General features: G+C 69.9%; 12 protein-coding genes and 1 pseudogene. 2 read left to right on the top strand and 11 right to left on the bottom strand.

Annotated elements, in window-relative coordinates:
* Window positions 1-825: pseudogene (locus FGX59_RS38800) on the top strand (hypothetical protein); the annotation flags it as partial.
* A 43-nt stretch (window positions 826-868) separates the two neighbouring features.
* Here FGX59_RS38800 and FGX59_RS19955 read toward each other — a convergent pair.
* From FGX59_RS19955 to FGX59_RS19915, 9 genes are all read right to left on the bottom strand, one after another.
* Complete coding sequence (locus tag FGX59_RS19955; protein WP_138468881.1) at window positions 869-1,300, bottom strand: response regulator transcription factor; 432 nt, start codon at window positions 1,298-1,300, stop codon at window positions 869-871.
* A gap of 15 nt (window positions 1,301-1,315) precedes the next feature.
* A complete protein-coding gene (locus FGX59_RS19950) occupies window positions 1,316-2,167 on the bottom strand; it encodes a serine protease (protein ID WP_138468880.1) in 852 nt (283 codons plus the stop codon).
* Entirely contained in the window at window positions 2,164-2,397 is a 234-nt protein-coding gene (locus FGX59_RS19945; protein WP_138468879.1) for a hypothetical protein, read from the bottom strand. Before FGX59_RS19945 ends, FGX59_RS19950 begins: the two co-directional genes overlap by 4 nt.
* Before the next feature lie 137 nt (window positions 2,398-2,534).
* Complete coding sequence (locus FGX59_RS19940) at window positions 2,535-3,323, bottom strand: hypothetical protein (RefSeq protein ID WP_138468878.1); 789 nt, start codon at window positions 3,321-3,323, stop codon at window positions 2,535-2,537.
* Between the two features lie 30 nt (window positions 3,324-3,353).
* Window positions 3,354-4,451: a hypothetical protein gene (locus tag FGX59_RS19935; protein ID WP_138468877.1), complete on the bottom strand. Its 1,098-nt coding sequence runs from the start codon at window positions 4,449-4,451 to the stop codon at window positions 3,354-3,356.
* A gap of 46 nt (window positions 4,452-4,497) precedes the next feature.
* Window positions 4,498-5,172, bottom strand: coding sequence for a hypothetical protein (locus FGX59_RS19930; RefSeq protein ID WP_138468876.1), 675 nt, complete (start codon window positions 5,170-5,172; stop codon window positions 4,498-4,500).
* Between the two features lie 3 nt (window positions 5,173-5,175).
* A complete protein-coding gene (locus FGX59_RS19925) occupies window positions 5,176-7,062 on the bottom strand; it encodes a hypothetical protein (protein WP_138468875.1) in 1,887 nt (628 codons plus the stop codon).
* 9 nt (window positions 7,063-7,071) lie between these two features.
* Window positions 7,072-8,511 carry a hypothetical protein gene (locus FGX59_RS19920; protein WP_206078395.1) on the bottom strand — a complete coding sequence of 480 codons (1,440 nt, stop codon included), beginning with the start codon at window positions 8,509-8,511 and terminating at the stop codon, window positions 7,072-7,074.
* A gap of 93 nt (window positions 8,512-8,604) precedes the next feature.
* The gene (locus FGX59_RS19915; RefSeq protein WP_138468874.1) at window positions 8,605-9,525 is read right to left on the bottom strand and encodes a hypothetical protein; all 921 of its coding nucleotides are present in this window, start codon (window positions 9,523-9,525) and stop codon (window positions 8,605-8,607) included.
* Window positions 9,526-9,817: 292 nt separating this feature from the next.
* Here FGX59_RS19915 and FGX59_RS19910 point away from each other — a divergent pair, with 292 nt between their 5' ends.
* Window positions 9,818-10,489, top strand: a complete 672-nt coding sequence (locus FGX59_RS19910) for a hypothetical protein (protein WP_138468873.1) — start codon at window positions 9,818-9,820, stop codon at window positions 10,487-10,489.
* A gap of 72 nt (window positions 10,490-10,561) precedes the next feature.
* Here FGX59_RS19910 and FGX59_RS19905 read toward each other — a convergent pair whose 3' ends face one another.
* Window positions 10,562-10,744, bottom strand: coding sequence for a hypothetical protein (locus FGX59_RS19905; protein WP_138468872.1), 183 nt, complete (start codon window positions 10,742-10,744; stop codon window positions 10,562-10,564).
* Entirely contained in the window at window positions 10,744-11,541 is a 798-nt protein-coding gene (locus tag FGX59_RS19900) for a hypothetical protein (RefSeq protein ID WP_138468871.1), read from the bottom strand. Before FGX59_RS19900 ends, FGX59_RS19905 begins: the two co-directional genes overlap by 1 nt.
* Window positions 11,542-11,567 lie beyond the last annotated feature (26 nt).

Below are 11,567 nucleotides of genomic sequence, written 5' to 3'. Positions count from 1 at the left end.
GCCAGTCCTATGCCCGGCTCGCGCCGCGCCGGGTGCGCCAAGTCGGCCGCGACGCCCATGCCCGGCAGTTCAGGCGCATGCGCAAGGCCCTGACAAGCTCAGAGGATACACCGGCAGGGTCCTGCGGGACCTGCACCGCCATCTAGGCGGCATCCCCGAGGGCGGCTTGCGCGACCGGGTGGTGGCGAAGATTGTGCTGGCGCTGCGGCTGCTCCGGCAGACGCCGAAAGGCCGGGCAAGGTCTATGTGCTGCATGGGCCCGCGGTCGGCAGCATCTTCAAGGGCAAGGCCCGTATCCACTGCGAATTCGGCTGCAAGGTCAGCCTGTCGACGACGCTGGACGAAGGCTTCGTGGTCGGCGCGCGCAGTTTCCCGGGCAATCCGCATGACGGCCACACGCGCGGCGCTGCGCTGGAACTGGTCGGGGTGCCACCGGAACGAAAACCGGCCTCGCCGTGGTCGACCGCGGCTATCGCGGACACAAGATTACCGCCACAAAGGTGCTGATCAGCGGCCAGCGCCGCGGCGTGACGCCCACCCTGGCCGCCGATTTGCGGCGCCGGAGTTCCACCGCGCCCGAGATCGGCCACAGTGAGGCCCCTAACGCCACCGGTCCAGGTGAGCGGGCCGAACGACGGATGGCTGTCGCGATCTCCGCGGAAAGGGACCGACGGCGACGCGCTCTTCGCGGTGCTCTGCGGCTGCGGCCACAAGATCCGCAAGATCCTAGCCTGCCTGCGGGTCGCTTGGGCCTGGCTCATCGTCGCCACCGCGGTGTTCATGACCGGATACCAAGACCCCGAGCAGACCTCTGAAGCCGCATGACCGCGTTGTTCGGGATCGGCTACCGGAGGCCGGCCGGGCAGTCCTACCCGGCCGAGGCCGGACCGCCCTCCGCGACTTCCGAGAACCGCAGCGCGATCTGGGTGCGGGACCGGCAGTCGAGCTTGTCGGAGATGCGCTTCAGGTAGGTTGCCACCGTGTAGGGGCTCAGCCGCAGGCGCCGCGCGATCTCCTTGTTGCTGCAGACGCCCTCCCGCAGAAGCGCGGCGATCTGCAGCTCCCGGGGGCTGAGCCGGCAGAAGCCGGAGCCGTCGCGCAGGTCGCGCCGCTCCAGTCCCAGAAGCGTGTAGCAGCGCCCGTCGATGCTGATCCGCCCGATCAGCTGCGCGTCCTCTTCCGCGGTGCCGGGATCTCCGGGGAGGATCTGGATGACGATGCTGCCGAGATCGACATCGGGATGCGCCCAGGCGAGGATCGGCGTCGCCTCCTCCGGCAGCAGCTCCTGGTGATCCGCCATCTCCCCTCTCCCCGATCATGCCGCGGGCGGCCAGACGCGCGTCATCGCGTAGCCTCCGGGAACCGGCCGTCCGGCCAGTGCCGCCAGGATCACCGGCGTGATCCGGATGGCGCGGTTGACGCCGCCGGCCTCGGGCGCAGCGCGCGACCCCGGATGGCAGCCATAGCTGCGCCCGGTCCGCGGGTCGGAGACGCCGGCGACATGGATGCCGATCACCCGCTGGCAGCGGCCGATCCGCGCCAGAACGGCGCTGCCGCTATGGCCCGGGCAGGTATCGACCACATGCAGCAGCTGCCGCCGGTCGAAGCGGCGCAGCACTTCGCCATGGGTCCACATCGTCCCGCGCGGCTTGTCGGAGGGATAGCCCGCGATCTGCACCTGGCGCCCGCGCAGGAAGGCGCGCAGCTGGGCGTCGCTGGCGGCATGGGGAAAGACCGGGCCGGGGACCGTGCGCGGCCGCGCCGCCAGCCGGATCAGCCCGAAATCGTAGAGCGGATCGCGCCGCTCGGCATAGCGCCGCGGCACATAGGTGGCGCGCACCGGCAGGCTCTCGCGGATCCGCGGACCGTTGCGTCCGGGCTGGACCCGGATCCGGTCGGGCACCTGGCCGCCGCGGCGGATCAGGCAATGGCCGGCCGTCAGCACCAGATCCGGCGCGATCAGCGTGCCGGTGCAGCCGAAATTTCGGCTGCCGAAGCTGCGTTCGAGATAGCACACGGCGGCGTAGGGCATCCGATCGGGACGGATCACGCGGCGGCGGTCGTCGCTCGGGCCGATCACCGCCGGGTCGAGCAGCGCGTCGGCATAGCCCTCGTCCATGGCGTCGGCGAACTCCCCGGCAAAGCCGTCTGGCAGAAGCTCCATCATGTCCGCTCTCCCGTCCGGGCCTCTGCCACTGCGGGCGCGGGCGTGCCGCCGAGCGCGGCCAGCACGGCCTGCCGGTCGGGCCGGTCCTTCAGGTAGGATCGCAGGAAGGCCACGAGCGCGCGGGTCTCTTCCGGAGGGCGGGGCGCAGGCGCAGGCGGGTCCTCGTCCCGGCCGAGCTCCTGCAAGGCGCCGTTTATGCAATAGTCGACGAATGCGGACGCGCGCTCCATGCTCCACGTCTCCCCTTGCCCCCCGATGACTCGCATTTTACCATAACTCTGCGGCTCCGGGGGATGCGGATATCCATGCCCTGGATCCGCGGGCGGGCCCTCCTCGCGGGGCGGGGTCTGCGCTGAATTCTCTTCGGTCATCGGAAGGCTCCCCATGTCATCCGCGCATCGCGCGGCCAGCTCTCGGCATCGCTCCTCTCCCGGAGATCGGACTCGAAGGAGGGGGTGTCGAAAAACAGCAGATCCGGTGCGTGAACCCTCGCAAAAGCAAGGGGAATCCCGCCGGTCGCCACCAGGTCCAGCAGGCCCGCGCGCAGGAGCAGCGGGTCGAGCCAGTGGCTGCGGATCGCCCGCTCCACCGGCCGCGGCAGCCGCGCGGCGGCAAGCCCGCAGGCGGAGGACAGCGCCACCAGCTCGGGCTCGGCGTCTTCGGGGGCGGCCTCGGGCGCCAGCGCCAGGATCATCGCCGGGCGCTCCTGCAGCGCGGCGCAGAGAATCACGCTGTCGAGCCCGCCGTCATCGACATTGCGCCCGCGGACCCGGCCGCCCTGATGGCCGCGGGCCGACAGGGCGGCCTGCAGCACCTCGAAGCGCACGAAGCTTTCCAGCGGCAGCCAGTCGGGCAGCCGCGCATCCTCGCGCGCCTCGGCCAGCCAGCAGAGCTTGCGCTCGCCCAGCATGAGCCGCGCCTTCTCCCAGGAGAGGCAGGTCCGCTCGGTCTCCGCGGGGAGCCCCTGCGGCGGCCCGGCGAGCATCAGGTCGTCCAGCGTGCGCCAGAGGCTCCAGGGCACCCAGGTCTCGCATTCCGCGGCCAGGCGCAGTGTCAGGAGCGGGCCGAACGGATGCAGCGCCAGCGCGCGGTCGACGATCAGCGTCGGCGCGCCGGCATCCTGGGCGGCCATGGTCAGGCGGGGGAGCCACTGCATCGGCGTCATCCTCGGCGGGTTGCGGCCACGTCACTCGAGCTCCGCCTCGGCCTGGTGGCGCGGCAGGCCCAGCGACCATTTCAGGTTCGGCGCCACGCCGGGGAAGCGGCGGCCGTCGGGGGTCAGGCGATAGGCGGCGATCCAGGCCTCGGCATGGCTGCCGGCGGTGCGCGCCTGGACGCGGAAGCTGTCGGCATCGACATCGCTGTCGAAGGTGGAGCCCGCGACCCAGCCGAGGATCCGCCGTCCGGCCTCGGCCATCTTGGCGCGCTGCGACAGGTCCTTGGCACCGCCCATATGGCGGTTGAGGATCTGCTCCAGCGCCTGCCAGCGGTTCGAGGCGTCGAAGGAGCGCTTGATGTCGGCGGTGTCGAGGATCTCGAGCGCCTCCTTGAGGAAATGCCCGCTCTCATGGGTCAGCCGCACGATATTGCCGTAGCTCGAACGGTCGAGCGCATAGCGCAGGTCGATTGCCAGCCGCTGCACCGTGGCGATGGAGCCATAGGGCCGGCTGTCCAGCGCCTGGCCGCCGCGCACCACCTCGCTGATCGTCAGGTCGCGGAAATACTGCGCCAGCGAACTGACCAGCGCGACGAACTGGTAGTGGAAATTGCGGTTGATGATCGCCCCGGCCGGCTTCGGGCCGCGGCCGTAGTTGAAGACCCGCGCATAGGCGATCGCCCGGTCGCGCGGCCCGTAGCGCAGCGGCCGCCATTTCTCCAGCAGGTAGAGCGCATTGGCGCCCGGCCCGTGCTGCAGCCGGATGGTGCCGTCGCGGAACATGCGGCGCAGGATGTCGACGGCGCGGAACACGCCCATGCGGTCATGCTGCATGATGAAGTAGAGATCCGACACCGCCTGGAGCTGGCTCGGCGTCACCGCCTCGTCGAAATCGGCCTTCAGGTAGGCGGCGGGCACGGTGGCGAGGTTCAAGGCGCCGTCCGGCCCGAAGCCGATGATGTCGGGGAAGGAGACGCCGCCGCCGGCCGCGTCGCGCACCAGCTGCCCGAACCTGTCCTCGAAGGCGCGCGCCAGGCGGTCCCTTTCGTCCTGCGGCAGCTTGTCGAGCTCTTCGTGAGCAAACTGCTGAAAGAGAGCTTGAATGTATTCGCTATCCGAAGGGCTCATGGTCTTGCTCCGTTGACAAGTCAGTGCGTTGGGGCTGTGGCAAGGACTATCTGCTCGGCTCCAGGTTCATGGCGTGCTTGGTCAGGTCTTCATACGAGACCTGGTCTGCGAAGCCTTCGATGTTCTTCAGCTTTTTCAGGAAATCCCTGCGTTTTGCCGCTGTCGCGAGCTTGACGCGGACGTCCTGGAGGGACTCGATTCCGGCCTGTGACAGGTAGGGACGGTGTTCCTGCAGCCAGAGGCCGGTTTCGACGAAACCCTCGATGCGCTGGCCAAGCGCCCCCTCGACGGCATCCCGGGCCTTCGCCTCGATTATCTCTTCCGCCTTCGCCGTGATCGCTGCGCCCGCCGCAATGGCCTCTTCCTGCGCAGCTCTCAGGGCGGCCGCCTGCGTGTCGAGTTCGGAACGCGCGCTCTTTTCCCATCGTCTGAAGTGCGTTTCCATCGTCGCGATATTGGCGGCAGCTGTTCTCCAGACTTCGCTGATCCCGGTTTCAACCGGAGGCAGGCGGGAAGCCAATGCTTCGTGCTTGGCACCGAATTCGTCGAGCTTTCCCTTTATGGTCTGGATTTCCGCCTCATGCGCCGCTTGCTGCGAGGCAAGAATGTCGGCTGCGGCCTGCAGGGCCCTGGTCGGCGTATCGGCAGCGGCGTCCGGCTCAGCGCACGAAATGACGATTTTCTTCGGTATGGCGATTACCGGTTTGCTTCTGTATGCCATGAGTCACTCCTCGGGATCGAAGGTCGGGTCGATCTGGCCGTCGCGGGTCAGAAAGCGGTAGGCGAAGGAATCCAGGCTGGTGGCGATGGTCGCCGGCAGGTTGTCGACGTCAGCGGTGCAGCCGTAGACTTGGAGATCGTCGTCGCGCCGCTGCGGGGCGCTGCCGGACAGATAGAGACCGCCGGCAATCACTGCGCTGACAATCGCCTGCAGCCGGTCCAGCTCGACGCATCCCGGCGTCATCGCTCGTGCAAACTCGAACCATCGGGCTTCATCGCGCTCCTGTGCGCAGAGCTCGGCCCGCATGTCCGACTTGGCGGCGGCGGACAGCGTGTCCCGGTCGCCCCCCCCGAGCGGCTCGACCAGCTTCCGGTAGACGCTGTCCAGCGCTGTCTCGAGCCGCTCGATGAGGGGGTCCGACCCTTCTTCCTGCGTGGCGGCCGTTTCCCGCTGGAATTTATCCGAGCTCGAGCTGCCGGAGGGAAAGCAGCCTTTGAGGCGCCGGATATGGGGTGCGGCCTTTTCCACGGACGAATTCGCAGGATTGACGAAATAGGCCGAACCTTTGTCCAATTCGCTGGCCACTGCCTTCGCGTCGATGACGACCCGGATCAGCAGGCCGAAGGCCGCCGCGCGGCGCTCGGCCTCGCTGTTTATGGCAGTGGGATCCTGCAGATAGCGGTCGATGGCCCGGTCGATGTCGTAGAGCAGCTTGTCGAGCAGCACCTGGCAGGCGACCTTGTCGGCGCTGCAGCCGCAGCCGAGAAAGCAGTCGAGCATGGCCGCGATCTCTCCGCGCCGCACCATGATCTCTGTCAGGCGCTTGTCCCCGGGATCGTTGGAAAGCCCGTAGAGACCATAGGACAGCAGGGGCGGCCGGGCGGCGAGTATGAGCCGCCGCCCGCGGTCGGCGCGGAAGGACCGCGCAAAGAGGGACAGCGCCTGGCGGAATCGGGCCAGCGGCGGCGAGGTCGGGTTGACCGCGCGGCCGAGCATGTCGACCAGCCGGTTGATCTGCGCGAGCGTCACCGTCGCCGTCGCGCCCAGTCCGCGCAGCAGCGCCGCATCGCTGTGGCCGGCGCTTTCCACCAGCTTGTCCAGCAGCGGGGCGAGATAGTTCTCGTCCAGCAGGGCCCGCAGATGTCCCTGGCCGCTCTGCTGCAGCCAGTCCTCGATCCGGTTCAGCGCGTGCAGCCCGCGCGGCCAGCGGTTGTCGTCATTGTCGCCCGTCCCGGGATGCAGGAGGTCGCGCAGCGCCTCGAGCACGGCGTCGCGGCGCATCGACAGATCCGCGACTGGCGAGGGCAGCGCGGCGATGCCGCCGAAGCCGCGACCGGCGATTGCCTCGCCGGCCAGCACCACCATCATCGCCGCGCCCTCGTCGAGGCTTTTCGCCAGCGAGCGGTAGGCGCCGTTGAATTCCGGCGTCGTCGCGCCGAGGAGCCGCGCCAGCCGGGCATAGTCGCCCAGCTCCTGCCGGACCGCCATCGCCGTGGCGCGATGGCCCTCGTGGATCGACTGTCGGGCGGAATTGGCGCCGCGCTCGAGGATCTCGGGCAGCGCGCGCTGCCAGCCCTGCAGCTCGGGACGGATGTCCTTGAGCTGCGGCGCGGAGACCAGCGAGGCGAGGTCGCGCTCCAGGTCGTCGCGCGCCTGGATCAGCTCGGCCGTGCTCGGCGAGGCGAATTCCGCGGGCGCCGCGGCCAGGCTGATGACCTGGGCGGGAAGCCCGGTGCGGTCGCTTTCCAGCCGGGCCGCCCCGCCGCGGAAGCGGCGCGCCAGCGCGCGGGCGACTTCGCCGGGATCGTTGGGGTCCGACAGCATCAGCGTCTGGCGCATGAGGTTGTCGAGCCGGGTCGAAACGTTCGAATGCGATACGAGGTCTGCCATGCGCGTCACCTATGCTGCCCAAGTGAGTTTCGGCTCGGTCATGAGCCCGGGGAAAAGTCCTGCCAGGTCGCGGTCGGCGGGGGCCGGCGCGATCGTCTGCGGCTGCCGCCGCGCGGCGGCGCTGTCGGCGGCCAGACGGCGGGTCAGGGCGCGGCCGACCCGGCCGGCATCGGCGCCCGAGGAGATTGCCAGCCGCGCCGCGCTGACCAGCCAGCGGGGCGGCAGATCGGGGACGCGGCCCTTGCGGAACTGCCGCGCGCCGCGGACGATCCGCGCCTGATCGGCCTTGCGGAAGGGCAGGATGTCGGCGAGGCTGCGCTCGGCGAGCATCCGCCGCGGCTGGAAGGCGATCTCGTCCACCATCAGCCGCAGGATGCGCGGCGCGCTGGTCATCAGATCCTGCGGCAGGCGCCGCTCGGCCTCGGCGCGGTAGAGTTTCGTCCAGATCCGCCCCAGCTGCTCCGCCTCGTGGGCGAAGCCCATCCGGCGGACCATCTCGGCGAGGATCAGCACCCGGATATAGCCGGTCGGATGCACGCCGCCGGAGCGGAAATTCGCGACTTTCGAGCCCGGATGGGCCAGGAACTCGGCCAGGCCGAAGGCGGCGGCGGGCCCCCCCAGCAGGAGCGCGGCCAGATCGGCGAAGATCTCCTTCGGCCAGTTCGACCAGATCGCGGCGATGCGGGAGCTGGTCCCGCTTTCCGCCAGCCGCCGGGCGACCGCCTCGCGGGTCTCGTCCCAGATGCCCAGATCGGCCTGCAGGTTATGCGCCACCTCGTGCAGGAAGGTGGCCTGCCAGGGCACGTCGCGGTCCCAGGGGATGCGGATCAGCGGAAAGGGGTTCGGCTCGCCCAGGAGCCGCTTCAGCGTCACGCCGCGGCGCATCGTGGCGGGGGAATAGCCGTGCTCGAGATAGGTGATCGGCATCAGCAGCGGCTTCTTCAGCACTTCTGCCTGCCCGGCGAGCGCCGCGCGGTAGCAGTCGCGGGCGATGGCGTCATGGGCGGCGAGCGAGGCCGAGAAGCCGGTGCCGCGCTGCGCGAAGACCTCGAAGAACATGCCGAAGGCGCGGCGCGAGCGGTCGACCTCGCGTTCGACCAGCGCCATCTGCAGGAGCTGCCGCGGGACCGGCGCGCCCTGCATCCGCTCGAGCTCGGCCAGGCGGCGGCGGATGCTGCGGTCGATCTTGCCGAGCCGCTTGTTGGCGGCGTGGAAATAGCTGTTGGCGGGCGAATAGGGGCGGTCGGCGGCGCGCAGCCCGACCCGGGCGGGGCTGAGCTGCCCCAGGCGGCGGGCCCGCGCCTTCAGGCTCCTTGCCTTGGTGTCGAGAAAGGCGCGGACCGCCTGGTCCCGGCCGGCCGCCCCGGGGGCGGGCGCCTCGTTGGCCGCGCGGTCCCCGGGGACGGGGCCGGTGCGCCGGGCCGGAGGGGAAACTGGGGCCGTGAACATAGCGTCGGATCCTCGGTCTGGGGGATGTCGCGGGGAAGGGGAGGGGCGCCGTCCCGCGCGCGGCGGCGCGGGACGGGGGGAGGGCAGGGCGGCTCAGCCCGCCCTGCTGGCCGGGCCGAACTTGGCCTTGGCCAGGACGCGCGGCACGACGCGCTTGCGGGCCTTGGACTTGGACTTCCACGAGGCCGAGCGGGACAGCGCCGCGGCGGCCGCGGGCTTGCGCGCCACGCTGCGGGCGACCTTCTTGAGCACTTCGGCCTTCTTCGTGGCCGGAGCGGTCGGCATCTTGCGGTCGATCTTCTTGGCGATCTGCGCCGCCACCTGGGCGCCGCTCGGGCCGATCTTGCGGTTGAGATCGGTGACCGCCTCGCGCGCCGCCTTGGCGACCTTCTTGCGCGCGGTCTTCGACATCGTCTTGCCGCGGTCGCCGGTCAGCTTCTTGGCGGTCAGCGCAATGGCCACCGGCGTCGCGCCGGGCAGCTTCTTGGCCGCCTCGGCCGCCATCTCCATCGCGTCGGTCTCGTCCTCGGCCTCGGCGCGCAGCCCCGAGATCATGTTCGCCGCCGTTCCCACGAGGCTCATGCCCGGGATCGGGATCAGCGGGGCGATCTTGGAGATGAAGGGCGCGGCCTTCTTGACCACGCGGCCGACGGTGCGGCCGACCTTCTTGATCCCGCTCCAGAGCTTCTTGAAGAACTCGTCCTCGTCCTCCGAGGCCAGGGCGCTTGCAACCACGCTGTCGAAGGCGCTGTCGGCATAGTCGTCTTCGTCCTCGCCGAAGAACTCCATGCCGAAGCTGTCCTCGCCGAAATCGTCGAAGCCGCCCTCGGCCCAGTCATCCTCGTCCTCGCCGAACGCGTCGGCATCCTCGAACTCGCCGAACCCGTCATACTCGCCGAACCCGTCGAAGCTTCCGAACGCCTCGTAGCCGTCTTCGTCTTCCATGCCGAAGTCGTCTTCGAGCATGCTGTCGCCTTCGGGATCGTCGTAGGCCAGATCAAAGTCTCTATCCATGAGTGTTCTCCCTGGAGAAGCCATCGTCCGGCGGTGCCGACGCGGCGTCAGTTGCCCGTCCATGAGAGCAATTCGCCTTCCCTAGGGACAGCCGCGCAAATGCTGTAGCCCGGATGGGGGACTGGACCGGCCCCGCCGCGCCCGGCCGTGCCCTGTTCGCATTCCCTCATTCGGGCGACTTTGCCGGGCCGCGGGGCGGCGCGATACTGGACCGGCGAAAGCGCAAGGCCGTGTCAGGGACGCTCCCGAGCTCTCGCTTCATGCCAGGAACAGCTACAGGCGAGGTGCCAAGATGTACGACGGACTCGAAGACGATTTTGAGCTCTTCGGCGAGGAGGACGACTTCGACATGGAAGACGACGATTTCGCCGATTTCGGAGATGCCTTCGGCGAGGAGGACGACTTCGCCGAGGACGACTACTTCGAGGAAGACGATCTCGAATCCGACCTGGAGTATTTCGATCCCATGGATGTCGAGGCGATGGAGAAGCTCGGGGCCCTGGCGGCCAAGGGGCTGGAAAGCGAGGAGGACGAGGATGCCTTCATCGGCGCGCTCGCGTCGCTGGCCTCCCGCGCGCTTCCCGCCGCGGCACGGGCCGCGCCGCAGCTCCTGCGGGCCGGCCGCGCGATCGTGCGGCGGATCGGCCGCTCGCCCGCCGCGCGCAGCGCCATGCGGGCCGTGCCGACGATCATGCGGCGGACCGCGGCAAGCCAGCTCCGGCGCTATTCCCGCGGCCGGCCGGTGACGCCGACCAGCGCGCTGCGCTCGGCGGCGCACCATACCGCGAACATCCTGCGCGACCGCCGCCGCCGCCAGGCGATCTACCGCCGCAATGCCGCCATCGCCCGGCGCCGCGCCCTGGCCCGGCGCTATGCCCATCGTCCCGGCTATCCGCGCCCCTATCCGGTGCCGCGCCCGCGGATGCGCCGGGTCTGCCGCTGCCACAACGTCCCCTACCGCTGACGGGCAGGAGCCCTGCCGGGCGCCCCCGTCCGGCAGGCGCCGCCCGTCGCGCGACGGCCCCTTCCGGGGGGCCTATTCGCCTTTGCGCTGGAAGAGGGCCGCGACCGCGGGGCCGAGCGCGGAGCAGACCGCGACCGGAATGAGCACGAGGATCGCCATCCCGCCATCGGTGGCCGGGCGCACCCAGGCCACCAGGACGAGCCCCAGCAGCAGCCCCAGAACGCCGCCCAGCCCGAGCTTCAGCATCAGTCCCATCAGCCCGCCTCCAGCAGCTTGAGGAAACCGTCGCCGTAGCTATCCGCCCAGCGGCGGATCTTGACCCGCAGCCGCTCCAGCGTGAAGCCGTTGGCGAGGATGTCGAAATCCGTCTCGATATCGCGGTTCCACTCGGTCATCAGCGCCAGCGCCTGCTGGTAGCTGCGCACATTCGACAGATCGAGCGCCAGCACGAAGACATCGCTCCGGCCGATCCCCGAGGGCGGCGACCAGGCCAGAAGGTACGGGCCGAGCCCGTCATCGCGGAACCCTGCCTCCGTGGCCGCCGCGATCGCGCGCAGCGCGGCCTCCTGGCTATAGGCGTCGATTGCCGCCGGGCAGGCCTCGTCCAGCGGCAGGCTGGTGACGGCGCGGGCCTCTGCATCGCTCTTCACCGGCCAGATGGTCACGAACTGGTCCTCCGTCGGGGTCTCCAGCGTCGAGCTTTCGGGCAGCGAGGCGATATAGGCGGCGCAGATCATCTCGTGGCGCTCGCGGTCATAGGAGGTGGCGCGGCTCGGGAAGGCGAGGATGCCGTAGCCGCGGTAGTTCTCCGGCGGATACATGCCGGGCCCGGCAAAGAGCCGTGCCGGGCGCAGCGCGCCGCCCGGCTGGGCGCCGGAGAAGAAATCGCGGTCCTGCGCGTCCGGTCCGAGCTTTTCGCGGTCTTCCGGGTCGCATTCGAAGCCGCCGGTTTCCGTCAGGCGGCAGCGGTCCTTCGGCGGCTCCTGGGCGGAGGCGTCCGGCGGCATGGCCAGAAGGGCGCAAAGCAGGAGGAAAAAGACCCGAAGCGGCATCGCGAAGCCCTCGCTCTTTCGGCCAT

Origin of the sequence: Poseidonocella sp. HB161398 (assembly GCF_005870025.1) — a bacterium.
Classification (GTDB): domain Bacteria; phylum Pseudomonadota; class Alphaproteobacteria; order Rhodobacterales; family Rhodobacteraceae; genus Mangrovicoccus.
This window is presented reverse-complemented; position numbering and strand designations above follow the sequence as displayed.